Here is a 23,020-nt window from a genome sequence, read left to right as displayed (position 1 = left end):
TTTTCAAAATAGGATCATTGCACAACAAAAGGGCGGAAGCCGCGGCCGCCTGCTCATTGTGCTTTCAGGTCTGGTACCGGACAGGAGTTGGCGTGCGCGCGACGGTAAACTTCCCGGCTCACGGCGGTCCGGCGTTGCCGCCGTCCATGCTGTTCAGGAATCTGTCGTCGTCGGCAGCGGATTTCGACCTGTCGCCAATCGATGCGCATTTCATGAAGCGCCGCGGCGCGCGCAACAAGCTCCGCATCGGCAATTTCCTCACCTTCACCGGCTCGCCCGGGATCTGGGGCCCGACCTCCACCAACAGCGCGATGCTGGCGGTCGCCGAGATCAACAAGCGCGGCGGCATCCTCGGCCGCGAGCTGGAGCTGTCGATCTACGATTCCGGCGGGCCGATCGACGAAGTCGTGCGGCGCGCCGAGCAGGCGATCGCCTTCGATGAGGTCGATCTCATCATGGGCTCGCATATCAGCGCCGTCCGCGTCGCGCTGCGCAAGGTCACGGGCAACCGCATCCCCTACATCTACACGCCGGTCTATGAAGGTGGCGAGCGCACGCCGGGTGTGATGGCGATCGGCGAGACGCCGCGCTGGCAGAGCCGCCCCGCCATCCACTGGCTTGCCGACGTCAAGAAAGCGGCGCGCTGGTACCTGATCGGCAGCGACTATGTCTGGCCCTGGCAGTCGCATCGTTCGGTGAAGCGCTACATCAAGGCAGCCGGCGGCCAGGTCGTCGGCGAGGAGTTCGTCCCCGTCGGCGAGGACAATCACGAGGCGCATCTGGCGCGCATCCGCGCCGCCAAGCCGGATGTCGTGCTGATCTCGCTGATCGGCACCGACAGCATCACCTTCAACCGCGCCTTCGCGGACGCGGGTCTCGACACGTCGACGCTGCGGCTCGCGGGCGCGATGGACGAGACCGTGCTGCTCGGCATCGGCGCCGACAACACCGCGAATCTGTTCTGCGCCTCCGGCTATTTCAACGGCATGGTCTCGCGTGCCAATGACGAGTTCCTCGGCGCCTATTATTCCATGTTCGGTCCGCATGCCCCGCCGGTCGGCTCGGTCGGCCAGTCCAATTACGAAGGGCTGCGCTTCCTGGAGTCGGTCGCCAATCGGGCCGGTTCGCTGGGGTTGCGTCCGCTGCTGAAGGCGGCGCGCAACACGGTCTACACGGCCGCCCGCGGCCCCGTGACCCTGCGCGACGGTCGTGCCGAGATGCCGATGTATCTCGCCGAAGCCGACGGCCTCGACTTCAAGCTCGTCAAGACGCTCTGAGAGGCGGCCGCGCATCCGTCGCGGCCGATCTGCGAAATAATACTTGAAAAGGAAAATATTTCCGTCTGTAATATCGACGCGAAGCCGATTGGCCCGCGCTGTGCAAGCGCGACCGGGAGGCTTTCGTCCAAAGCCAGGGATCAAGAAGCCTCAAGGAGAGCCCCGTGACCGTTGCCCTTCCCACGCCAGCCCAATTGCGCACCGTCGCCGAGCAGTGCGGCCTCGCGCTGTCCGATGAAGACGTCACCTCGTTTCGCGGCCTGATGCAGGGCTCGATCGACGCCTACAATCTCGTTGGCGCGATGCCGGACGAAGTGCCGGAGGTCAAATACCCGCGCACGCCGGGCTATCGGCCCTCGCCGGAGGAGAATCCGCGCAACGCCTGGTATCGCAAGTCGACCGTGAAGGGCGCAGCGAGCGGCAAGCTCAAGGGCAAGACCGTCGCGCTGAAGGACAACATCATGCTCGCCGGCGTGCCCATGATGAACGGCTCGGCGACGCTGGAAGGCTATGTGCCCGATTTCGACGCCACGGTCGTCACCCGCATTCTGGACGCCGGTGGGGAAATCCTCGGCAAGACCCACTGTGAATCCTTCTGCATGTCCGGCGGCAGCCACACCGGGGCGGTCGGCCCGGTGCACAATCCTTACAAGATGGGTTACTCGGCCGGCGGCTCGTCTTCGGGAAGCGGCGTCGTCGTCGCGCTCGGCGAAGCCGACATGGCGATGGGCGGTGACCAGGGCGGCTCGATCCGGATGCCGTCCTCGTTCTGCGGCACCTACGGCATGAAGCCGACCTGGGGCCTCGTCCCCTACACCGGCATCATGCCGATCGAGGTTTTCGTCGATCACACTGGTCCGATGACGGCCACCGTTGCCGACAACGCGCTGCTGCTCGAAGTGCTGGCCGGCGACGACGGCTACGACCCCCGCATCAAGGCGCCCAAGGTCGAGGAGTACACCAAGGCGCTCGGCCAGGGTGTCAAGGGCATGAAGATCGGCATCCTCAAGGAGGGCTTCGAGCAGGCGACCGCCGAGTCCGCCGTGAATGAAAGCGTGCGAGAAGCCGCCAAGCGCTTCAAGGATCTCGGCGCCACCGTCGAGACCGTGTCGATCCCGATGCATCTGGTGGGACCTGCGATCTGGACGCCGATCGGCACCGAGGGCATGACCCAGACCATGATGTATGGCGACGGCTATGGCCTCTCCCGGTCCGACCTCTATTCGACCTCGCTGATGGATTTCCATCGCGGCTGGCGCCGGCAGGCGGATTCGCTGTCGGAGACGACGAAGCTGTTTCTGCTGCTCGGCACTTACATCAACAACACCTTCGGTCCCCGCTACTATGGCAAGGCGCTCAACATCTCCCGCCGCCTCACCGCGGCCTATGACAAGGCATTCGGCGAATACGACCTGTTGCTGCTGCCGACGACGCCGATGAAGGCGACGAAATTACCGGAGCCGACCGCCAGCCGCGAGGATTACGTCGCCCGGGCGCTGGAGATGATCTCCAACACCGCGCCGTTCGACATCACCCATCATCCCGCGATGTCGCTGCCTTGCGGCATGGTTGACGGCCTGCCCGTCGGCCTGATGCTGGTCGGCCGCATGTTCGAGGAATCCACCATCTACCGCGCCGCGCATGCCTTCGAGCAGATCGGCGACTGGAAGAAGATGTGAGGGAAGAACCAATGCAGACGGACGGAACAGCAAAGCATGGCTAACGCGTTCGTCGCGGCGTTCGAGATCCTGAGCTTCGGCGCGATCATCGTCCTGATCGTGCTGGGGCTCGGGATCATCGCCAGCATGATGGGGATCTTCAACTTCGCGCAGGGCGAGTTCGTCCTGCTTGGGGCCTACATCACCTATCTCGCCTACGCCAAGGGCATGCCGATCTGGACCGGCATGGTCGCGGCGCCCTTCGTGGTCGGCGCGCTCGGCTTCGCGCTGGAGGCTCTGATCATCCGCCGCTTCTACGCGGCGCCGATCGTGGCGATGCTTGGTACCTATGCGCTCGGGCTGATCATCCGTGAGGCCGTGCGCGGGCTGATCGGCGGCTTCTATCTCACCGTGCCCGAGCCGATCGGCGGCTCCATCGATATCGGCGCCATGCACATCTCGGCCTGGCGCTTCACCATCATCGTCATCACGCTGCTGGTGATGGCGGGCTGCTATCTCCTGCTGTCGCGCACGAGCTTCGGCCTGCGCATGCGCGCCACGCTGGAGAATCCGTCGCTGGCGCGCGCCTCGGGCATTTCAACGCCCCTGATGTACGGCGCCACCTTTGCGTTCGGTTCGGCGCTCGCCGGTCTTGCCGGCGCGCTGATCGTGCCGGTGTTCAGCCTCTATGCCGATCTCGGCCTGCGCTTCCTGATCCAGGGCTTTGTCGCTGTCATGGTCGGCGGCGTCGGCTCCTTCATCGGGCCGGTCGCGGGAGCCGGCGTCATCGGCACGCTCAGCGCCGCGCTGCCATGGGTGATGGCGCCCGTCGTCGCCGACGTCCTCGTCTTCGTTCTCGCCATTGTCTTCATCAAATTCCGGCCACAGGGCCTCATCGCTGGAAAAGGGGTTTAAGCATGTTTGCTGATCGTACCAATCTCACGCGTCGTCGTTTCCTCTCCAATTTTGCCTTTGCGACCGGCGCGGTCGCGACCGGCGTCGGCAGCTGGGTGATTCCGGCGCCCTGGGCCAACGCGGCGGAAGGCCCGATCAAAGTCGGAATTGCCACCGACCTCACCGGCCCGATCGCCTATGCCGGCACGGCCGACGCCAACGTGGCCAAGATGCTGGTCAAGGAGATGAACGCTGCCGGCGGCCTGCTCGGCCGTCCGCTCGAGCTTTACATCGAGGATACCGCGTCGAACGAATCCGTCGCCGTCGGCAACGTGCGCAAGCTGATCCAGCGCGACAAGGTCGACATGGTGCTGGGCGGCATCACCTCCTCGATGCGTAACGCCATCAAGGATCCGATCGTGGCCCGCGGCAAGACGCTCTACATCTATCCGCAGCTCTACGAAGGCAAGGAGTGCACGCCCTACCTGTTCTGCACCGGTCCGACGCCGGCGCAGCAGTGCGACGAATTCATTCCCTGGCTGATCAAGAACGGCGGCAAGAAGTTCGCGCTGCCGAGCGCCAACTATGTCTGGCCGCACACGCTCAACGTCTACGCCCGCAAGGTGATCGAGGCGAACGGCGGCGAAGTCGTGTTCGAGGAATATTACCCGCTCGACCAGGTCGACTTCTCCTCGACCGTCAACCGCATCATCTCCAACAAGGTCGACGTCGTCTTCAATACCGTCATTCCGCCGGGCGTCGGTCCGTTCTTCAAGCAGCTCTATGAAGCAGGCTTCCTCAAGAACGGCGGCAGGCTCGCCTGCGTCTACTATGACGAGAACACCCTCAACATCAATCAGGCCGCCGAGATCGAGGGCCTGGCCAGCTGTCTCGATTACTTCAAGGTGCTGACCAAGGAGAACCCGTTCGACGCCAAGATCCAGGCGGCCTACGAGAAGGATTTTCCGGGCAACTTCCTGTTTGCCGCCGGCAGCGCCGCGACCGGCACCTATCGCGGCCTGAAGCTTTGGGAAGCCGCCGTCAAGGAGGCCGGCAAGGTCGACCGCGATTCGGTTGCCGCCGCGCTCGACCATGCCAAGATCGCCGAAGGTCCGGGCGGACCCGCCGAGATGGTGCCGGGCAAGCGGCACTGCAAGATGAAGATGTACACCGCGGTCGCCAAGGCCGGCAACTACGAGATCGTCGGACGCAGCGACGGGCTCGTCGATCCCAAGGAATGCTGAGGCGGAATGCCGAAATCGATGGGCGCAGTGGAGCAGGCGGTCCCCGCCGGGATCGGCGGGGAGGCGGGCGTTGCAATGAGTAGCAGCGGCACGGCAGGGCAGGCCGCGGCGGGACGAAAGATCCTGCCGATCGTGGAGGGCGTCGTGCTTGTCGCAGCGCTGCTCGCGCCGCTGGTGCTGCAGGACTATCTCACGGTGTTTGCGACGCGCGTGATCATCCTCGCGCTGTTCGCGCTGTCGTTCGACCTGGTCTGGGGCTATGCCGGCATCATGAGCTTTGGTCAGGCCCTGTTCTTCGGCTCGGCCGGCTATGGCGTCGCGCTGCTCGCGCGTGACCTCGACATCACCAACATCTTCCTGGTGCTGCCGGCAGGCACGCTGATCGGCCTCGCCTTCTCGCTGCTGCTCGGCGGCTTCCTGCTGCTGGGCCGGCATCCCTCCAGCGTGATCTTCGTGTCGCTCGGCACGCTCACCGGCTCCTACGCTGCCGACCGCCTCGCGCGCGGCTGGTACTACCTCGGCGGCCAGAACGGCATCCCTTCGATCGCGCCGATGACGCTCGGCAGCTACGAATTCACCGAAGGGCCGCCCTTCTACTATCTCGTGCTCGGCATTCTCGTCGTGGTCTACCTGCTGTGCCGCTTCCTGGTGCGCTCGCAGTTTGGCCTCGCGCTCGCAGGCCTGCGCGAGAACGAGCAGCGCATCGCCTTCTTCGGCTACAAGGTCCAGCATCTGAAGGCGATCATCTTCACCATCGGCGGCGCCGTCGCCGGCCTTGCCGGCAGCCTCTATGCCTTCCACGAAGGGTTCGTCTGGCCCAACATGGTCGGCGTCGTGGTCTCGACCCAGGTCGTGCTTTACGTCCTGTTCGGCGGCTCTGGCACGCTGATCGGCGCCGTCATCGGCGCCATCATCGTCGAAGGTGTCAGCTTCTGGCTCTCCGACAATTACCGTGACATCTGGCCGATCATCCTGGGCCTGCTGCTGCTGCTCGTGATCCTGTTCCGGCCGCTCGGCCTGATCAGTTTCGTGCTCGGCGAGCGCGAGCGGGTCGGCAGCTTCGGTGCGACACCCAAGACGGACAAAAAGGAGAAGCGCAATGCCGCTCCTTGAAGCCGCCGGCATCAAGAAGATCTTCGGCAAGCTCACCGCGCTCGACGGCGCCGCGCTCACCGTCGGCGAGAACGAGTTTCACGGCCTGATCGGCCCGAACGGCTCCGGCAAGAGCACGTTGATGAAGTGCATCGCCGGCGCCGAGGTGCCGACGCAAGGCAAGGTCTCCTTCGTCAACACCGACATCACCACGTTCACGCCGACCGAACGCGCGCGGGCCGGCATGAGCCTGAAATTCCAGATCACCAGCGTGCTGCCGTCCTTGACGCTCTACGACAACATCCTGCTCGCGCTCCAGGCGCAATCCTCGCTGCTAGACTTGGTATTCTCGCGCACACGCGGCGCGCTGCACGACCAGGTCATGACCATGTTGACCCAGTTCCGTCTCGCCGATCGCGCCTTCGACGCGGCGGCTGCGCTGTCGCACGGCCAGCAGCAATGGCTGGAGATCGCGATGGCGCTCGCCGGCAAGCCGAAGCTTCTGCTGCTGGATGAGCCGACCGGCGGCATGAGCCTGGAGGAACGCCGTGTCACCGGCGAGTTGCTGCAGCCGATCAAGCAACATTGCTCGCTCGTCATCGTCGAGCACGACCTCGATTTCATCCGCGACATCTGCGATCGCCTCACCGTGCTCGACCAGGGCAAGGTGCTGGCATCGGGCACCGTGTCCGAGATCCAGGCCAACAAAGCCGTCCAGGAGATTTATCTGCGCCGTGCCTGAATTTTTGGACATCAAGCATCTCGACGCCGGCTATGGCCGCAGCCAGGTCCTGTTCGACGTCAACCTCGGCATTCCCTGGCGCGGCGGCGTCGCCGTGCTCGGCCGCAACGGCGCCGGCAAGACCACGCTGATGAAGACCATCGTCGGCGAGCTGCCGGCGTGGAAGGGCGAGGTCGCCTTCGACGGCCGCGACATCAGCCGCCGCGCCACCCAGGAGCGCGTTCGCGCCGGCATCGGCTACGTGCCGCAGGAGCATTCGGTGTTCGCGCGCCTGTCGGTGCGCGACAATCTCGCGGTCGGCTCGCTCGCGAGCAAGAAAGCCGACGCCGTCGACCACGTGCTGGCCATCTTCCCGAAACTCGGCCAGCGCCTCGACCAGCCCGCCGGCACGCTCTCCGGCGGCGAGCGCAAGATGCTCGCCATCGGCCGCGCCATGCTGGGCGATCCGAAATTGTTGCTGCTCGACGAGCCGACCGAAGGCGTCTGGATCGGCGTCATCGAGGAAATCACCGAGCGCCTGATCGAACTGGCCAAGAACATCGCGGTCATCATCGTCGAGCAGCACCTCGACCTTGCGCTGCGCGTCGCCGACTACGCCTACGTGCTGGACCGCGGGAGGGTCGCGCTGCAGGGTCAGGCGAAAGAGGTGAAGGACAATCCGGAGCTGGTGCGGTATCTGGCGCCGTAAGATGCGGCGCGGCTGAAGCGCGCCGGCCTTACTCCGATCTCAACTGTCATGCTCCGCGAAGGCGGGGCATCCAGTACGCCGCAGCTTATCGGTTCAATCACAACTGTTTCTGGAATACTTGATCGCCCGCTTTCGCGGGCGATCACAGCTGAGGGCAGGGCGAGAGCGAAAGTCGCCGCCGCCCTTACTTCACCGCCCCAAACCGGCTGTCGAACGAGTTCGACTGCACCACCGGCGCGGCGCCCATGATTTGCGTTGCTTCACCGGCGCCATCCGACACCGACGGCTTCAGCGCGGGACGCGTCGCGGCAAGCCGCGTATCGGGCTTCGTCGGCTCGACCGGCTTCGCTGCAACGGCCGGCTTCGGCGCATCCTTCGCTGCATCCTTGGACTTGTCATGCCCCGGTACGAACCGGGTCACCGCGGCCTTCAGCCTCGATGCTGCGGTGGTCGGCGTGGTGGTCGTCGTGGCCGGAGCGACGGACGCGGTGGCTTGCGGCGGCGGCGTGGTCGCCGTGGTCTCCGCGGCGCCCATACCCATCTTGCGGCCGAGGCTCGAGAAGAAGCCGGATTTCTCGGTCGGCGCGGTTGCGGCGACGCGCGTGTTGGCGGCGGGGGCGCTGACGGCGACGACCGGCTCTTCCTGCGGCGAGGTCGTGGCCGCGTCGAGATTCGGCTTCGGCGGATTGACATGTCCGGGGATGGTGCCCGGCGCCTTTGCCATCGCCAGCATCTGCAAGGTGGTGCCCTCGGCGCCTTCGGAGAGACCGGTCGATCCTTCCGGAATCTTCGCGGCAAAAATCTTGTTCATGCCGCCGTCGATACCGGTGTTCATGCGCGCCACCGGCGTGCCGCGCGAGACCAGCTTGGCGTATTCGACCTGGTCGCGCGCATCCTTCTCGCGCACGGCGCTGGCGATCTCCTCGGGGATCACATAGGCCGGACACTTTGCGGAGGCGTCGAACACGGGGTCGCGCTTGGAATCGGGCGGCCTGGCGGCGTCGAACACGTATTTGCGCTCGCAGAAATCGACCTTCGGCTCCTTCCGCGTCACCTCGAAATGATCATAGCCTTCCTTGATCATCTTCCAGAACGGCATGTTCGGATTGTTCCGGTGCTTGGCCATGTTCACCGGCGTCATCTTGAACGGATAGGCCTGCAGCTGGAACGCCTTCTGGCCGCCGAAGAACGACTCGCGGCCGAGCGAATAGATTTCCGCGATCTGCTCGTCGGTCATCGCGTAGCAACCGCGCGACGAACAATCGCCGTGCACCATCAGCTGCGAACCGGTGCGCCCCAAAGCCTTGTCGAACGCGTTCGGATAGCCGGTGTTGAACGAGAGATAATAGGCCGACTGCGGATTCATCTGGCTCGGATTGATCGAGTAGAATCCCTCCGGCGCCTGGCGGTCGCCCTCGCGCACCTTCGGCCCGAGATCGCCCGACCATCGGCAGATCGGATAGGTCTTGAGCAGCGCGAACTGGCCGTTGCGGGCCTGCTTCCAGACCTCGAGTTCGGCCTCCTGCTTGAACAGGCGCACCAGGATCGGCGATTGCAGGTCCATGTCCTTCTCGACCATCGCGGCGAGAAGTTTTGGCGGCACCGGCTGGTTCGCCTTGGCGTTGGCTGCGAGCGAAACCTGATCGGTGTCGCAGCCGGCCAGCAGAACACTGGCCGTCATCAGCGCAACCGAAGCCAAGAGCGCGCGAGCAAGCGAACGAGAAATCAAGATGGACCCCACACCGTCCCGGGCATCGCGCGAACCCCAATTCGAAGCATGGACCGACCGGACATCCGGACCCGTTAGCTGCGGGTTTTTCAGACCACGCTCCAGCGCTTATGCCCTGAAGCCATTGATTAAAATTCTAACCTCTGGGTCATGTGGTCGCAACCCGAGTAGGGATCACGAGCCCGTTGGCCCAGTCACATGGTCAACAGAGACTAAATGGACGCGACTTCAGGCTTTACTTGGGCCTTTGGACCCTATCGGACTCAGATCGCTGATTTGGGCAAAAAAAGGGTTAACGCGGGGTTACCGGGGGCAGCTGAGTAGGGTGGCTTAGCGAAGCGTAACCCACCTCTTCTTGTTCCGCGGAGACGAAAAGTGGTGGGTTACGCCTACGGCTAACCCACCCTACCGTAGCCGCAAACGACCAAAACAGTCCGAATCAGCCCAGTTTCCGGCCGATATCGAGGAATTTCTGCCGCCGCTGCTTGCGGATGGCGTCGCCGTCGAGGCCACGGAGCTCGTCGAAAGCCTTGGCGATGGCGTCGCCCGTGGTGGCGATCATGGCGGCGGGGTCGCGGTGGGCGCCGCCGACCGGCTCTTTCAGAATGCTGTCGATCACCCCGAACCGGAGCATGTCCTGGGCGGTGATCTTCATGTTGTTGGCGGCTTCCTGCGCCTTGCTGCCGTCGCGCCAAAGGATCGAGGACGCCGCTTCCGGCGAGATCACGCTGTAGATCGCGTGCTCCAGCATCAGGACCCTGTTGGCGGTAGTGATGGCGATGGCGCCGCCCGACATGCCCTCGCCGGTGATGATGGCGATGTTCGGCACGGTCAGCGCCATGCAGGCATCGGTCGAGCGCGCGATCGCCTCGGCCTGGCCGCGCTCCTCCGCGCCGATGCCGGGATAGGCGCCGGCGGAATCGGCCAGCGACAGCACCGGCAGTCCGAACCGCTCGGCCATCTCCATCAGCCGCACGCATTTGCGATAGCCCTCGGGCCGCGCCATGCCGAAATTGTGCTTGATGCGGCTCTCGGTGGAATCGCCCTTTTCCTGGCCCATCACGCAGATCGCCTCGCCGCGGAAGCGGCCGAAGCCGGCGACCAGCGCCTCGTCCTCGCCGAACTTGCGGTCGCCGGCGAGCGGGGTGAATTCGGTGATCAGGCCCTTGATGAAGTCGTTGAAATGCGGCCGCTGCGGATGCCGCGCCACCAGCGTCTTCTGCCACGGCGTCAGGTTCGCATAGAGGTCGGCCAGCGCCTGCGCCGCCTTGTCCTCGACCCGCCCGATCTCCTCGCCGATGTCGCTGCCGGAGGCAGCTAACGTGCGCAGCTCGTCGAGCTTGGAATCGAGCTCGGCGACGGGCTTTTCGAAGTCGAGATAGCTGCGCATCTGGTCTGGCATCAACTCAATATAGGGGGACGGGGCGAGAGAGCGAAGCGAGGTCGGGGTCGCGGAAAGAAGTGTAGCTTCTTCAATGAGTTGGCTTGTGGGCTGTTAGTGAGTGGGCCAAATCATGCGGGAGGCCACGGCTCTTTCTGCGGAGATGTGGCCGAAGTCAAGGCGGTTTCATCGGTTGCCGGTCCGGGGCACGAGGCCTGCTTACTTCTCCGCCAGCGGGTGCAGGTCGCGCACGAGGCTCTTCAGCCGCTCCTCGACCACATGGGTATAGATCTGCGTGGTCGAGATGTCGGTGTGGCCGAGCAGGGTCTGCACGATGCGCAGATCGGCGCCGTTGTGCAGGAGGTGGCTGGCGAAGGCGTGGCGCAGCACGTGCGGGGACACCAGCCGGGCCTGCAGCCCGGAGGCGACTGCAAGCTCCTTGAGGTCGCGGGCAAAGTGCTGCCGCGTCAGATGTCCGCTCTCGCCGAAGGAGGGAAACAGCCATTTCGAGGCGGCGAGGCTGTTCTTCTTGTCGGCTTTTGCCGCTTCCGTTGCGCTGAGATAATCCGCCATTGCCTGCCGCGAGGCCTCGTTGAGCGGCACCAGGCGTTCCTTGTCGCCCTTGCCGCGCACCACGATCATGCGGGCATCGCGCTTGGCCGCCGTGCGTGGCAGCGCCACCAGCTCGGAGACGCGCAGGCCTGTGGCGTAGAGCACCTCGAGCAGGCAATAGAGCCGCAAAGCGCGTAGCCGCTCCGCGGGCGAGGCCTCCGCCGCCTCGCTCAATTCCTTGGCGCGGCGGAGCATGCGGTCGACATCCGCGATCGACAGCACTTTTGGCAGGCCGCGGCCGCGCTTGGGGCCCGACAGGATCGCGGCGGGATCCTCATTGCGAATGCGCTCGTTGAGGAGAAAGCGGTAGAGATGCCGCATCGCCGACAGCCGCCGCGCGACGCTGGTGGATTTGAAGCCGCGCGTGTCGAGATCGGCGAGATAGTCGCGCAGCGTCTGCGTCTCCGCATCCGCAAATGTATGTCCGGTGCGGCTGAGAAACCCGGAGAAATCGGTGAGGTCGCGGCGATAGGCATCGAGCGTATTGGGCCCGGCGCCCTGTTCCGCCGCGAGCATGTCGAGGAACAGGCCGGTGAGTTTTGCATCTGAGGGCTTTGCACGCATGCCCAGGAGGCTAGCCCCTATTTCTTGAGAAACTTATCCGGCGGGATCGTCACCGTCATTTCCCGCGACTTCGGGCTGACGAAGTTCGCCAGCGCGAAGACCACGCCATAGACGATGCCGGCGATCACGGCGACGACCGTCAGGAAGCGGAACAGGCTGGGCATCGTGCAGGGTCTCGGTAGGGCTCTTGGCGGGCAAATAAACCAATGAAATCATCCAACATGTTCGCCGTTTCGTGGCAAGAGTCCTCTGGCGAGGCCCCCTGCGGGGTCGTATAGGTGGCGAAAGGATGCCGCCTTTGGCGGCAGGTTGAGCGAGATTCAGAGCGAGTTTCATGTCCGACGCCGCGTTGCCGATCCAAGCTGCGCCTGAGGCCGACATCCTGTCGGCGCTCGGGTCGCGCTCGATCGTGCTCGTCGGCATGATGGGGGTGGGAAAATCCACCATCGGCCGCCGCCTGGCTCTCCGGCTCAAGCTTCCCTTCGTCGATGCCGATACCGAGATCGAGGCGGCGGCCGGCATGACCATACCGGAAATTTTCGAACGCCACGGCGAGCCGCATTTCCGCGACGGCGAGGCCCGGGTGATCGCGCGCCTGCTCGACGGCGGGCCGATCGTGCTGGCGACCGGCGGCGGTGCCTTCATGCGCGAGGAGACGCGCAGCCGCATCGCGGCGAAGGCGATCTCGATCTGGCTCAAGGCCGATCACGACGTCATCATGCGCCGCGTGCGCCGCCGCGCCGACCGCCCGCTGCTGCAGACCGCCGATCCCGAAGGAACCGTCACCCGCCTGCTCACCGAGCGCGAACCGGTCTATGCCAAGGCCGATCTCACCATCGCCTCGCGCGACGTGCCGCACGACAAGATCGTCGAGGAGTGCATCGAGACGCTGCGCGCCCATCTGTGCGGCGAGCAGGCCGCCCAACCACCTGCCGACGTCGCGAGTGCCGTACAATGACTGCCCCCTTGAAACATTCCGACCCCGTCAACGTCGACGTCGCGCTCGGTGACCGCGCCTATGACATCGTCATCGGCCGCGGCGTGCTGACCTCGCTTGGCGAACGGGTCGCGCGTTTACGCCCGGGCGTGCGCACCGCGATCGTGACTGACCGGACCGTCGCAAAGCATTGGCTCGAGCCCGCCGAAGCGTCGCTCGCAGCAAGCGGCATCCCGACCTCGCGAATCATCGTCGAGGAAGGCGAGATCTCCAAGACCTATGCCGGCCTGGAAAAGGTCAGCGAGGCCCTGATCGCTGCAAAAATCGAGCGCAACGATCTCGTCATCGCGCTCGGCGGCGGCGTGGTCGGCGATCTCGCCGGTTTTGCGGCGGCGATCCTGCGCCGCGGCGTCGATTTCGTGCAGGTCCCGACCTCGCTGCTGGCGCAGGTCGATTCCTCCGTCGGTGGCAAGACCGGCATCAACTCGCCGCAGGGCAAGAACCTGCTCGGTGCCTTCCATCAGCCGGTGCTGGTCATCGCCGATACCGCCGTGCTCGATACGCTGTCGCCGCGGCAGTTCCGCGCCGGCTATGCCGAGGTCGCCAAATACGGTGTGCTCGGCGACCAGGCCTTCTTCACCTGGCTGGAAAAGAACCACGCTGACATTTTCAAAGGCGGTCCCGGCCGGGAGCATGCGATCGCGACCTCCTGCCGCGCCAAGGCCGCCGTGGTCTCGCGCGACGAGCGCGAGACCGGCGAGCGCGCATTGCTCAATCTCGGTCACACCTTTGGTCACGCCCTGGAGGCCGCAACCGGCTTCTCCGATCGTCTGTTCCACGGCGAGGGCGTCGCCATCGGCATGACGCTGGCGGCGCAGTTCTCGGCCAAGCTCGGCATGATCGGGCAAGCCGATGCGGCGCGCGTCGAGCGGCACCTCATCGAGGCGGGCCTGCCGACGCGGTTGCAGGACATCGCCGGCTTCACGCAGGAAGGTCTCGCCGATGCCGACGCGCTGATGGCGCTGATGGCGCAGGACAAGAAGGTCAAGCGTGGCAAGCTCACCTTCATCCTGCTGGAGGCCGTGGGCCGCGCCGTCATTGCCAAGGACGTCGAGCCGGCGCCGGTGCGCGATTTCCTGCAAGAGAAACTCGCGCAAAAGGCCTGACGCGCGGCTGAACCGATTTCTGTTGAGTGTTGCATGGACTGGCTCGGCTTCACCATCGTCATTCTCTGCCTGCTCGTCTCGGGCTTCTTTGCCGCGAGCGAGACGGCGCTGACCGGCGCCTCGCGCGCCAGCATGCTGCGGCTCTCCAAGCAGGGCAACCGCGATGCCGACGTCGTCTCGCAGCTGCTCGACATGCGCGAACGCCTGATCGGCGCGCTGCTGCTCGGCAACAACATCGCCAATATCAGCGCGTCCGCGCTTGCGACCTCGATCTTCACGGCCTGGTTCGGCGATGTCGGCGTGCTCTATGCCACTGGCTTGATGACCGCCCTGGTCGTGATCTTCGCGGAGGTGCTGCCCAAGACCATCGCCATCAACGCGCCCGATCGCATGGCGCTGGCGGTCGCACGGCCGATGCGATTGACGATGTACGTGCTGGGTCCGCTGCTCAAGATCGTCGAAGTCATCGTGCGCGTGTTGATGCGGCTGTTCGGCCTTGCCGGCGAGCATCAGGCGATCCTGTCGCCGACCGAGCGCCTGCGCGGCGCGGTCGATCTGCTGCATCACGAGGGCAAGGTCGAGAAGCTGGACCGCGACATGCTTGGCGGCCTCCTGGACCTGCGCGAGCTCCAGGTCTCCGACGTCATGATCCATCGCACCGAGATGATGATGATCAACGCCGACCTGCCGGCGGAGGAGCTGGTGCGCGAGGTGCTGGCGACCGAGTACACCCGCATCCCGCTCTGGCGCGAGAAGCCGGAAAACATCATCGGTGTGCTCCACGCCAAGGATCTCTTGCGCGCGATCCGCGCCGCCGACGGCGACACCTCGCGCATCGACGTCTCCACCATCGCGCTGCCGCCCTGGTTCGTGCCGGAGATGCGCCCGGTGTCCGAGCAGCTGAAGGCGTTCCGCCGCCGGAAAACCCATTTCGCGCTCGTCGTCGACGAGTACGGCGAGGTCGAAGGTCTGGTGACGCTGGAAGACATCCTCGAGGAGATCGTCGGCGACATCTCCGACGAGCACGACGTCGTGGTCGCGGGCGTGCGCGCCCAGCCGGATGGCTCGGTCGTCGTCGACGGCTCGGTGCCGATCCGCGATCTCAACCGCGCTATGGACTGGCACTTGCCCGACGAAGAGGCAACCACGGTTGCCGGCCTCGTCATTCACGAGGCGCGCTCGATCCCCGATCGCGGCCAGAGCTTCACCTTCCACGGTTTCCGCTTCCGCGTTCTGCGCCGCGAACGCAACCGCATCACCGCGCTCCGTATTTCACCGGTGCCGCGCGAGGCGGAGACGGAAGGGGCCAGGCCGAAGCGGGCCGGGACGTCGTTTTGACTCTTACCCTACCCTGGAGGGGGAGGGTCGGCTCATATTGAGCGCAGCGAAATATGAGACGGGGTGGGGTGACGGTCTGTCGGCATCGAGCGCTGCCCGAGTTGAGAGCTCACCCCACCCCGCTTCACATCTCGCTGCGCTCGCTGTGAATCGACCCTCCCCCTCCAGGGGAGGGTGAGCTAAGTCCCGCCTTCCCCCGGCGCCTGCGCATGGATCGCGAGCGCGTGAACGCTGCCGGCGAGTTCCGCGGCCAGCGTCGAATTTATCATGCGGTGGCGGTCGACCCGGCTCTTCCCTTTGAAGGCCTGCGACACGATATGTACGCGAAAGTGCGTCTCGCCACTCGGCCGATGGCCGGCATGGCCCTCATGCAAATGTGACTCGTCGACGACTTGCAGGCTTTCCGGCGTGAAAGCTTCCTGCAACTTGTTGCTGATAGTGTCTTTCATAACCATGAGTGCCATTAAAGCCTGCGCAAGCGCCCCGTCAATTGCCGGGGTGAGTAGCTAATTGCAATGTCAAGACTTGAAGGTTTTTGCATTGCGTAGTCAAAGTTGGTCATGCCGATCGATTCATCAAAGTTCTTCGACTCCATCCGCGTCAAGCCGAAAGGCAAGCAGGCGGAAGTGAAGCCGCGCGACACCGTGGTCAATTGCGAATGGACCGGGTGTCAGAACAAGGGCGCCCACCGCGCGCCCAAGGGCCGCGAGAATTCGCGCGAGTACTGGCATTTCTGCCTGAACCACGTACGCGAGTACAACCAGAACTACAATTTCTTCTCCGGTATGAATGCCGACGCCGTCGCGCGCTACCAGAAGGATGCGCTGACCGGTCACCGTCCGACCTGGAAGATGGGCGCCAATGGCGGCGTCAAGAAAGGCGCGGAGGCCGAGATCGACGGTGCCTTCGATCCGTTCAGCATGTTCGCCGAACTCAACGGCCGCACCGGCTGGCGGAAGGGTCCGGAGGCCCAGCCCAAGGTCGAAACGCGCAAGATCATGAACGCCGAGCGCAAGGCGCTCCTGGTCATGGGCCTCGGCCCCAGCGCCACGCTCGCCGACGTCAAGTCCAAGTACAAGGCGCTGGTGAAGCAGCACCACCCTGACGCCAATGGCGGCGACCGCTCCACCGAAGACCGCCTGATCGAGATCATCAAGGCGTATAATTATCTGAAGACGGTGGTGCGGGAGGCGTAAGGCCTCGCTCGCCCCACACCCTCGGTGTCGTCCCGGACAAGCGAAGCGCAGATCCGGGATCCATAACCACAGGGTTGGGTTTGGCGAAGACTCATCGTGAAGAGGTCTTCCCGGTACCAGTACCGCCTGTCACAGATGGATCACGCGGTATGGGTCCCTGCGTTCGCAGGGACGACAGCGCAGTAATTGGCCCCGCAGTCACACGCCACGCCTCACGCCTCCGGCATCGCCCCCACATACGACGAGCTCGGCCGGATCAACCTTCCGGTCCGCTGCTGCTCGCGCGCATGGGCGCTCCAGCCCGCCGCGCGCGCCACCGCGAAGATCGGCGTGAAGGCCTGTCTTGGAATGGCCAGCGCATCGAGCAGGATCGCGGTGAAGAATTCCACATTGGTCTCCAACGGCCGCTCCGGATTCTTCCTGCGCAACGCGCTGCGGATATAGGCCTCGACCTCGCCGGCGAAGGGCAGGTCGGCTCCGTCCGAGGCGAGCGCCTCGATCGCGGTCTTGAGCACATCGGCGCGCGGATCGCGCACGCGGTAGACGCGATGGCCAAAGCCCATCATCCGCTCGCCGCGTGCCAGCGCCGCATCCACCCAGGGCTGGATGCGCTCGCGCGAGCCGATGGCGTCGAGCATTTCCAGCACCGGCTCCGGAGCGCCGCCATGCAGCGGCCCCGTGAGCGCGCAGTAGCCCGCGGTCACGGCGGCAAACAGATCGGCCTGCGTCGAGGCCACCACGCGCGCGGTGAAGGTCGAGGCGTTCATGCCGTGGTCGCTGGCGGTGACGAGATAGGCGTCGAGCGCGGTGACCTCGCGCGTTTCAGGCGCGCGCCCATGCAGCATCCGAAGCGTATCGGCGGCGTGGCTTGCGCTCGGATCGGGCGCGACCGGATCAAGACCCTTGGCGCGGCGGACCAGCGCGCCCGCGATCACCGGAAACGCGCCGACGATCGTCGCTTCGTGCGCAAGGCCGTGCTCGGCGCGAAGTCCGGCGACTGCAGCGCGAAATCCGTCGACGATGCCCATGCTGCCGGTCGCCGCCAGCAGCTCCGGCAGGCGGGCGAAGGCGCGCGCGCGAGCTGCACCCAGGCTGGCCCGCACGTCGGCCTCGCTCAGCGTGGTCTTGCTGGCGCCGTTCCAGAGCCGGGCGGTAACGCCCTCGAAGCTCGATGTGGCGGCGAGGCGTCCGACATGCTCGCCGGCGATGATCAGCTCGCCGCGCTCGCCATCGACATGGCTGAGCACGGTCTCGGCCGCGGAAACGCCGTCCAGCCCGATCTGGCTTTTGGTGAGGTGGATGTTCATGGCCCAAATCTCCTTTGCAGGACGGGAAATTCGGGCCTCTCGACAGATTGATCAATCTTGATTATATAAATCAATATGAAAAATTCCAGTGAGCTCTACCTCTCCGCCCCGGAAGCCGCGGCCGAGCTCGCGATCTCGCCGGCGACCCTCTACGCCTATGTCAGCCGCGGCCTGATCCGCTCCGAGCCGACGCCGGATTCCCGCAAGAACCGCTACCGCGCCGAGGACGTCCGCGCGCTGAAGGAGCGCCGGGTGCCGTCGCCGGAGCCGCGCGGCCTGCGCAGCTTTGATGCCGACCTGCCGGTGATGGATACGGAGATATCGACCATCACCGAGGACGGCGCGATCTACCGCGGCGTCAATTGCGTCGACCTCGCCGAGAACGACACGCTGGAGCACACCGCGACGCTGCTATGGGACGTCTCCGGCGTCGACCCCTTCGCGCCGGACAATCAGCCCGAGATCTCCGACGAGATGCGCGCGATCGCGGAAGCCGCGCGCCGCGCCGCGCCAATCGACCGCGCCATCGCCGTGCTGGCGCTTGCCGCGAGCGCCGATCCCCGCGCCTTCACCCGCGCGCACGATGGCCGCGCGCTGGTCGGCGGACGCATCGTCCGGCTGCTGGTGGCGACCATGCTCAACGCCGAACCATCGCCTTCATCGCTGCACCAGCAGATCGCGACGGCCTGGGCGCCCGACAACAGGCATGCGGGCGATCTCATCCGCCGCGCACTGGTGCTGCTCGCCGATCACGAATTGAATGCCTCGACTTTCACCGCGCGCTGCGCGGCCTCGACCGGCCTCAACCTCTATGATTCCGTCATCGCCGGCCTCGCGGCGCTGAAAGGCCCCAAGCACGGCGGCGCTGGCGTGCTGGCCTCGCAGCTCGTCAAGACGCTGATTGATCGCGACGTCGAGCCGCTGGTGCGCGAACGCGTCGCACTCGGCGAGCGCTTCGCCGGCTTCGGCCATGGCGTCTACAAGCGCGGCGACCCGCGTGCGCAGTCGTTGCTGAACGCGCTCTCGCGTGCCGGCGCGCCGCGAAAGTTCACACGGGAAGTGCCGGAGCGGATCGTCGAGGCGACCGGCGAGCTCGTCAATATCGACTACGCGCTCTCGGTGCTCGTGCACGCGCTGCGCCTGCCGGCGGGCAGCGAGCTCGCCCTGTTCGCGATGGCCCGCAGCGTCGGCTGGATTGCGCATGCGAGCGAGCAATTGCAGTTCGGGAAGCTGATCAGGCCGCGGGCGCGATATGTGGGCCCGGCACCGGGGCGGAGAGGGACGGCTACCGCGTTCAAGAGCTAAGGAGTGCCGCGCCGGTTCACTCGCCAAGGCAACGGCACCATTCCAAAAGCCGGAACAAATACAAGTTGTTTTCGTGGAACTATCTGCCGTTTTGGTTGTTGCCAACGTGGTCCCCGAAAGTGGCGGGACCGAACATCAAAAAGTCAGCAGCCCAAAATGGTCAGATTACTCTCGGCGGCGGCGATGTTCTCGCTCTTCGGAGCTTTGGTTATCGCCCTCCCGGGTTTCACCCCCCAGGTGCAATCGAGTGAGGTCGTCGCGATGGCCAAGGGGGACCGGCTTGAAGTCCGGGCAGCAGCTTCGCATTGCTCCACACAGACCTGGCCCGATTTCTCCGCCTCTTGTTTGCAAGACAGGGGCTCGGGCGGAAAAATCGTGGAAGCTCGTCTTGTGACCGCCCGGCGATAGGCCGGATCCCCTTCGTCCGTTCATCGGAGGTGACGCGCTGACGGAAGCCGCGAATGCCCGTCGTCTCGTGCGACAGACGCAGTCATCACGCACCACGTCGAGCCGCTGAGTGGCTGGGTAAGTCCCTTTCGCCGTCCGCGAACAATCTTCCTGACCGATCCAGCTCCTTTCGAAAGAGTGAGGCCGCCCATGTCAGCAGATCCAAATTCGGTGCCGAATGTGCTTGTCGTCGAGGACGAAATGGTCCTGCGCATGCGCGCAGTCGACATCGTGGAGGATGCCGGCTTTCATCCAGTCGAGGCCGTCAACGCCGACGAGGCGATATCGATTCTTGAGTCCCGCTCGGACATCTCGCTGCTATTCACCGACATCCAGATGCCCGGAAGCATCGACGGCTTGAAACTCGCGCATGCGGTGCACGAGCGCTGGCCCTCGATCAAGATCATACTGGTTTCAGGTCGGGTGAAGCCATCTGACGCGGAAAGGCCGGAGAATAGCCGCTTCTTCGGCAAACCGCTTGGCGTCGATCAGATGATTGCCGAGTTGCAGAAGATGGTGGGTGCGGGGGCGCTCAGGATTGTTCCGGGACCAACCGACTGGCCGGCGGATCAGGCGCTTCACGCCCTGGCGACGGCTGATTCCGCGGCCCGCCCCGCGCAGGAGGCCGTCCTTTCCGCGGAGAACGACAGCCTTCGCCTGCTGCTCGAACAGGCCGGGATTGACGCGCAGGCCCTCCTTGTCCAGGCCGGGATCGACGCCGAGCAGCGACAAGCCGCAGACAAATTGCAGAAGCTGATCCTCGGGGAGCTTCATCACCGCGTCAAGAATACTCTGGCGATGGTCAGCGCTATCGCGTCCCAGAGCTTCCGCGCAGCCCCCAGCATTGAGCACGGGCAGAAGGCAATGGAGGGAAGGCTGACTGCATTGGGACGAGCGCACGATCTGCTGATGCAGGTCAGTTGGGCAGATGCCAGCCTTACTCACACGCTGAGCAGTGCGACAGAGCCCTATGATGGTCAGCGCGACAGGCGTTTTCATTTCAACGGACCCGACATCAGTATTACCTCCGCGGCGGTCATCGCGCTCGCCATGACCGTCAACGAGCTGTGCACCAACACCACCAAGTTCGGGGCGTTGTCGGTTCCGACGGGTCGCGTCGAAATTGCGTGGACGATCGACGAGCTGAAGCAGAGGCTCCGCCTGGTCTGGATGGAAAGAGGCGGTCCGGCCGTCGAGCCGCCAACCCGGCGAAGCTTCGGCACCCGAATGATGGAGTCTCTCGGCCAGCAGCTGAGCGGTCGGGTGCAACTTGCCTACGAACCCGGTGGGTTCATCTATTCATTGGATGTGCCGCTTGGCTCGGTCGCGGTGCCGCCCGAAGCGGTCCCCTTGCGCTAGCGGCAACAAGCGCGGTCAACGGCGTAAGGGAAGCAAGCGCGATATCTCCGGGGGGTCTAAGCTCGCGGCTTGGCTTCCGCGACGACGCCATTCTGCCGACGGCGATAGTACCAGACGCCCAGACCGCCGACGATCGCGACGCCGACCACGGTCAGCATCCAGATGTGCTTGCCAACGTGCGCATGATGCGGCAGCCCGGCATATTCATGCAGCGCTGACACCGCCAGCACCCCTGGCAGCACATGCGCGGGCGCCCAGACCAAAATCGCCGGGATATTGATCGCATAGAACCGCGCCGGCGCCATCCCGAGCGCGCCGGCGGTCACGGGCACGAAGGCGCGGATCGGCGGCACGAAGCGGGCGAAGAACACGGCCCAGGTGCCGAAGCGGTTGAAAAAGCTCTCGCTCTCGGCGACCACGCGCGGATAATTGGTCAGCGGCCAGGTGTTGAGGATTTCGCGCTGCTGGCGGTGCCCGATCCAGTAGGCCGAGCCGTCACCCAGCATCGCGCCGAGGGCGGCGGCCAGCAGCACCCATTGAAGCTTCAATTCCCCGCCCGGAATCAGGGCGCTCAGCGCCAGGATGAGGGTCGAGCCGGGGATCACCGATCCCACCACTGGAACGGCCTCGAGAAGCGCTGCCAGGAACAGGGTCAGATAGGCCAGCCACGCATGGGCCGAAACGAAGGATATGAGGGGATCGAGAAAGGACGTCACGTCGTCTCTATGTTGGCGGCGGGCATGGGGCTTCAGACCCTACATAAGTAAGGAGCGGAGGTAAAAGTGCCATTCGCGCCGGCAGATCGCGCCTCAGGGCGTGAAATTCGAGCGTGATTCGCAGGGCAGCCTTCCAAAAATCGCGTTCCTTACCTATCTCAATGAAAAGACAACGGAACTTTGATTGAGGGGCGGGCTTCTGCCAGCCCGTTGTCTCTGATAGGTTGATTTTCAGCACCCAGCCGCAGCCAACGTGCGAATAACCGGTTTCGGGACCGCCCGGGACCTCGGAGGATTGATGACGACCGCCGCCATGTCCAAAGTTGAGGAAGTTTCCGGTCTGCCCGACATGAAGGTGTCGGTCCGCCAGGTGTTCGGGATCGACACCGATCTCGAAGTGCCGGCCTATTCCGAAGTCGATCCTCACGTGCCCGATGTCGATCCCGATTACCGCTTCGACCGCGCCACAACGCTCGCCATTCTCGCCGGTTTTGCCCGCAACCGCCGCGTGATGGTGACCGGCTATCACGGCACCGGAAAATCCACCCATATCGAGCAGGTCGCGGCGCGCCTGAACTGGCCCTGCGTGCGCGTCAATCTCGACAGCCATATCAGCCGCATCGACCTCGTCGGCAAGGACTCGATCGTGGTCCGCGACGGCAAGCAGGTCACCGAATTCCGCGACGGCATTTTGCCGTGGGCGCTGCAGCACAACGTCGCGCTGGTGTTCGACGAATACGATGCCGGCCGCCCGGACGTGATGTTCGTGATCCAGCGTGTGCTCGAAGTCTCGGGCCGCCTGACGCTGCTCGACCAGAACAAGGTGATCAAGCCGCACCCGTCGTTCCGCCTGTTCGCGACCGCCAACACGGTCGGCCTCGGCGACACCTCGGGCCTCTATCACGGCACCCAGCAGATCAACCAGGGCCAGATGGACCGATGGTCGATCGTCACCACGCTGAACTATCTCAGCCATGACGAGGAAGTGGAGATCGTGCTGGCCAAGGCCAAGCACTATCGCACCAGTGAGGGCCGCGACATCGTCAACAAGATGGTGCGTCTGGCCGATCTCACCCGCAACGCCTTCGCCAACGGCGACCTGTCGACGGTGATGAGCCCGCGCACGGTGATCACCTGGGCCGAGAACGCCGACATCTTCGGCGATATCGGCTTCGCGTTCCGCGTCACCTTCCTCAACAAGTGCGACGAGCTCGAGCGTCCGCTGGTTGCCGAATTCTATCAGCGCTGCTTCAACGCGGAGCTGCCGGAATCCTCGGTGAATGTGGCGCTGAGCTAAGGTTCGAGATGTCGTCCCGGATAAGCGCCAGCGCAGATCCGGGACCCCAGCGCGAGCGCTTCCGCTCGTCG

Annotated in this window: 21 protein-coding genes; 14 read left to right on the top strand and 7 right to left on the bottom strand. The window is 64.8% G+C overall.

Going from position 1 to position 23,020, the window contains the following annotated elements; translation table 11 throughout:
- Positions 1-92 precede the first annotated feature (92 nt).
- The 7 genes from WHZ77_RS31725 to WHZ77_RS31695 all read left to right on the top strand — a co-directional run bounded on the left by WHZ77_RS31725 (position 93) and on the right by WHZ77_RS31695 (position 7,595).
- Positions 93-1,277, top strand: coding sequence for a substrate-binding domain-containing protein (locus tag WHZ77_RS31725; protein WP_375311525.1), 1,185 nt, complete (start codon positions 93-95; stop codon positions 1,275-1,277).
- A gap of 164 nt (positions 1,278-1,441) precedes the next feature.
- The gene (locus tag WHZ77_RS31720) at positions 1,442-2,956 is read left to right on the top strand and encodes an amidase (RefSeq protein ID WP_375311524.1); all 1,515 of its coding nucleotides are present in this window, start codon (positions 1,442-1,444) and stop codon (positions 2,954-2,956) included.
- Positions 2,957-2,992: 36 nt separating this feature from the next.
- The gene (locus WHZ77_RS31715) at positions 2,993-3,850 is read left to right on the top strand and encodes a branched-chain amino acid ABC transporter permease (RefSeq protein ID WP_014439235.1); all 858 of its coding nucleotides are present in this window, start codon (positions 2,993-2,995) and stop codon (positions 3,848-3,850) included.
- A 2-nt stretch (positions 3,851-3,852) separates the two neighbouring features.
- Complete coding sequence (locus WHZ77_RS31710; RefSeq protein WP_375311523.1) at positions 3,853-5,073, top strand: substrate-binding protein; 1,221 nt, start codon at positions 3,853-3,855, stop codon at positions 5,071-5,073.
- A gap of 6 nt (positions 5,074-5,079) precedes the next feature.
- The gene (locus WHZ77_RS31705) at positions 5,080-6,186 is read left to right on the top strand and encodes a branched-chain amino acid ABC transporter permease (RefSeq protein ID WP_375311522.1); all 1,107 of its coding nucleotides are present in this window, start codon (positions 5,080-5,082) and stop codon (positions 6,184-6,186) included.
- On the top strand, positions 6,173-6,907 hold the full coding sequence (locus WHZ77_RS31700; RefSeq protein ID WP_375311521.1) for an ABC transporter ATP-binding protein: 735 nt from the start codon (positions 6,173-6,175) through the stop codon (positions 6,905-6,907). The genes WHZ77_RS31705 and WHZ77_RS31700 overlap by 14 nt, the downstream gene beginning before the upstream one ends.
- Complete coding sequence (locus WHZ77_RS31695; protein WP_375311520.1) at positions 6,900-7,595, top strand: ABC transporter ATP-binding protein; 696 nt, start codon at positions 6,900-6,902, stop codon at positions 7,593-7,595. Before WHZ77_RS31700 ends, WHZ77_RS31695 begins: the two co-directional genes overlap by 8 nt.
- Positions 7,596-7,779: 184 nt before the next feature.
- On the opposite strand, the gene WHZ77_RS31690 is transcribed toward WHZ77_RS31695, so the two are convergent.
- From WHZ77_RS31690 to WHZ77_RS31675, 4 genes are all read right to left on the bottom strand, one after another.
- Positions 7,780-9,276, bottom strand: coding sequence for a L,D-transpeptidase family protein (locus WHZ77_RS31690; RefSeq protein WP_375311519.1), 1,497 nt, complete (start codon positions 9,274-9,276; stop codon positions 7,780-7,782).
- A 487-nt stretch (positions 9,277-9,763) separates the two neighbouring features.
- Positions 9,764-10,726 (bottom strand): acetyl-CoA carboxylase carboxyltransferase subunit alpha, encoded by a 963-nt coding sequence (locus WHZ77_RS31685; RefSeq protein WP_375311518.1) that lies wholly within the window; start codon positions 10,724-10,726, stop codon positions 9,764-9,766.
- A 198-nt stretch (positions 10,727-10,924) separates the two neighbouring features.
- On the bottom strand, positions 10,925-11,881 hold the full coding sequence (xerD, locus tag WHZ77_RS31680) for a site-specific tyrosine recombinase XerD (RefSeq protein WP_375311517.1): 957 nt from the start codon (positions 11,879-11,881) through the stop codon (positions 10,925-10,927).
- Positions 11,882-11,898: 17 nt separating this feature from the next.
- Positions 11,899-12,045: a hypothetical protein gene (locus tag WHZ77_RS31675; protein WP_014439243.1), complete on the bottom strand. Its 147-nt coding sequence runs from the start codon at positions 12,043-12,045 to the stop codon at positions 11,899-11,901.
- A 170-nt stretch (positions 12,046-12,215) separates the two neighbouring features.
- Here WHZ77_RS31675 and WHZ77_RS31670 point away from each other — a divergent pair, with 170 nt between their 5' ends.
- Genes WHZ77_RS31670 through WHZ77_RS31660 form a run of 3 tightly spaced genes read left to right on the top strand, consistent with a single transcriptional unit; the run spans position 12,216 to position 15,322 of the window.
- Positions 12,216-12,839, top strand: a complete 624-nt coding sequence (locus WHZ77_RS31670) for a shikimate kinase (protein ID WP_375311516.1) — start codon at positions 12,216-12,218, stop codon at positions 12,837-12,839.
- The gene (gene aroB / locus WHZ77_RS31665) at positions 12,836-13,984 is read left to right on the top strand and encodes a 3-dehydroquinate synthase (protein WP_375311515.1); all 1,149 of its coding nucleotides are present in this window, start codon (positions 12,836-12,838) and stop codon (positions 13,982-13,984) included. Before WHZ77_RS31670 ends, aroB begins: the two co-directional genes overlap by 4 nt.
- Positions 13,985-14,017: 33 nt before the next feature.
- Complete coding sequence (locus WHZ77_RS31660; RefSeq protein WP_375311514.1) at positions 14,018-15,322, top strand: HlyC/CorC family transporter; 1,305 nt, start codon at positions 14,018-14,020, stop codon at positions 15,320-15,322.
- 179 nt (positions 15,323-15,501) lie between these two features.
- Here the strand turns inward: WHZ77_RS31660 and WHZ77_RS31655 are convergent, their stop codons facing one another.
- Positions 15,502-15,777, bottom strand: coding sequence for a BolA family protein (locus WHZ77_RS31655; protein WP_375314857.1), 276 nt, complete (start codon positions 15,775-15,777; stop codon positions 15,502-15,504).
- A 105-nt stretch (positions 15,778-15,882) separates the two neighbouring features.
- Here WHZ77_RS31655 and WHZ77_RS31650 point away from each other — a divergent pair, with 105 nt between their 5' ends.
- Positions 15,883-16,518: a J domain-containing protein gene (locus tag WHZ77_RS31650; RefSeq protein ID WP_375311513.1), complete on the top strand. Its 636-nt coding sequence runs from the start codon at positions 15,883-15,885 to the stop codon at positions 16,516-16,518.
- Between the two features lie 212 nt (positions 16,519-16,730).
- Here WHZ77_RS31650 and WHZ77_RS31645 read toward each other — a convergent pair whose 3' ends face one another.
- Positions 16,731-17,825: a citrate synthase/methylcitrate synthase gene (locus WHZ77_RS31645; protein ID WP_375311512.1), complete on the bottom strand. Its 1,095-nt coding sequence runs from the start codon at positions 17,823-17,825 to the stop codon at positions 16,731-16,733.
- Between the two features lie 75 nt (positions 17,826-17,900).
- Between WHZ77_RS31645 and WHZ77_RS31640 the strand changes: the two genes are divergently transcribed.
- Both WHZ77_RS31640 and WHZ77_RS31635 read left to right on the top strand, forming a co-directional pair.
- Complete coding sequence (locus WHZ77_RS31640; protein ID WP_375311511.1) at positions 17,901-19,130, top strand: citrate/2-methylcitrate synthase; 1,230 nt, start codon at positions 17,901-17,903, stop codon at positions 19,128-19,130.
- A 597-nt stretch (positions 19,131-19,727) separates the two neighbouring features.
- On the top strand, positions 19,728-20,936 hold the full coding sequence (locus WHZ77_RS31635; protein WP_375311510.1) for a sensor histidine kinase: 1,209 nt from the start codon (positions 19,728-19,730) through the stop codon (positions 20,934-20,936).
- A 56-nt stretch (positions 20,937-20,992) separates the two neighbouring features.
- Here WHZ77_RS31635 and WHZ77_RS31630 read toward each other — a convergent pair whose 3' ends face one another.
- Positions 20,993-21,652, bottom strand: coding sequence for a DedA family protein (locus tag WHZ77_RS31630; protein WP_375311509.1), 660 nt, complete (start codon positions 21,650-21,652; stop codon positions 20,993-20,995).
- A 298-nt stretch (positions 21,653-21,950) separates the two neighbouring features.
- On the opposite strand from WHZ77_RS31630, the gene cobS reads away from it, so the two are divergent.
- Positions 21,951-22,949, top strand: coding sequence for a cobaltochelatase subunit CobS (gene cobS / locus WHZ77_RS31625; protein WP_375311508.1), 999 nt, complete (start codon positions 21,951-21,953; stop codon positions 22,947-22,949).
- The last annotated feature ends 71 nt before the right edge of the window (positions 22,950-23,020 follow it).

Origin of the sequence: Bradyrhizobium sp. A5 (genome assembly GCF_042076515.1) — a bacterium.
Lineage (GTDB): Bacteria > Pseudomonadota > Alphaproteobacteria > Rhizobiales > Xanthobacteraceae > Bradyrhizobium > Bradyrhizobium cosmicum.
The sequence above is the reverse complement of the archived record's forward strand: the minus strand, read 5'-3'. Positions and strand labels throughout refer to the sequence as shown.

What these genes read in the sequence shown, in the direction of transcription:
- WHZ77_RS31715 (WP_014439235.1), top strand. Translation starts at nt 2,993, where the DNA reads ATGGCTAACGCGTTCGTCGCGGCGTTCGAGATCCTGAGCTTCGGCGCG.
- WHZ77_RS31710 (WP_375311523.1), top strand. Translation starts at nt 3,853, where the DNA reads ATGTTTGCTGATCGTACCAATCTCACGCGTCGTCGTTTCCTCTCCAAT.
- WHZ77_RS31705 (WP_375311522.1), top strand. Translation starts at nt 5,080, where the DNA reads ATGCCGAAATCGATGGGCGCAGTGGAGCAGGCGGTCCCCGCCGGGATC.
- WHZ77_RS31700 (WP_375311521.1), top strand. Translation starts at nt 6,173, where the DNA reads ATGCCGCTCCTTGAAGCCGCCGGCATCAAGAAGATCTTCGGCAAGCTC.
- WHZ77_RS31690 (WP_375311519.1), bottom strand. Translation starts at nt 9,276, where the DNA reads ATGACGGCCAGTGTTCTGCTGGCCGGCTGCGACACCGATCAGGTTTCG.
- WHZ77_RS31685 (WP_375311518.1), bottom strand. Translation starts at nt 10,726, where the DNA reads ATGCCAGACCAGATGCGCAGCTATCTCGACTTCGAAAAGCCCGTCGCC.
- xerD (WP_375311517.1), bottom strand. Translation starts at nt 11,881, where the DNA reads ATGCGTGCAAAGCCCTCAGATGCAAAACTCACCGGCCTGTTCCTCGAC.
- WHZ77_RS31675 (WP_014439243.1), bottom strand. Translation starts at nt 12,045, where the DNA reads ATGCCCAGCCTGTTCCGCTTCCTGACGGTCGTCGCCGTGATCGCCGGC.
- WHZ77_RS31670 (WP_375311516.1), top strand. Translation starts at nt 12,216, where the DNA reads ATGTCCGACGCCGCGTTGCCGATCCAAGCTGCGCCTGAGGCCGACATC.
- aroB (WP_375311515.1), top strand. Translation starts at nt 12,836, where the DNA reads ATGACTGCCCCCTTGAAACATTCCGACCCCGTCAACGTCGACGTCGCG.
- WHZ77_RS31660 (WP_375311514.1), top strand. Translation starts at nt 14,018, where the DNA reads ATGGACTGGCTCGGCTTCACCATCGTCATTCTCTGCCTGCTCGTCTCG.
- WHZ77_RS31655 (WP_375314857.1), bottom strand. Translation starts at nt 15,777, where the DNA reads ATGGTTATGAAAGACACTATCAGCAACAAGTTGCAGGAAGCTTTCACG.
- WHZ77_RS31650 (WP_375311513.1), top strand. Translation starts at nt 15,883, where the DNA reads ATGCCGATCGATTCATCAAAGTTCTTCGACTCCATCCGCGTCAAGCCG.
- WHZ77_RS31645 (WP_375311512.1), bottom strand. Translation starts at nt 17,825, where the DNA reads ATGAACATCCACCTCACCAAAAGCCAGATCGGGCTGGACGGCGTTTCC.
- WHZ77_RS31640 (WP_375311511.1), top strand. Translation starts at nt 17,901, where the DNA reads ATGAAAAATTCCAGTGAGCTCTACCTCTCCGCCCCGGAAGCCGCGGCC.
- WHZ77_RS31635 (WP_375311510.1), top strand. Translation starts at nt 19,728, where the DNA reads ATGTCAGCAGATCCAAATTCGGTGCCGAATGTGCTTGTCGTCGAGGAC.
- cobS (WP_375311508.1), top strand. Translation starts at nt 21,951, where the DNA reads ATGACGACCGCCGCCATGTCCAAAGTTGAGGAAGTTTCCGGTCTGCCC.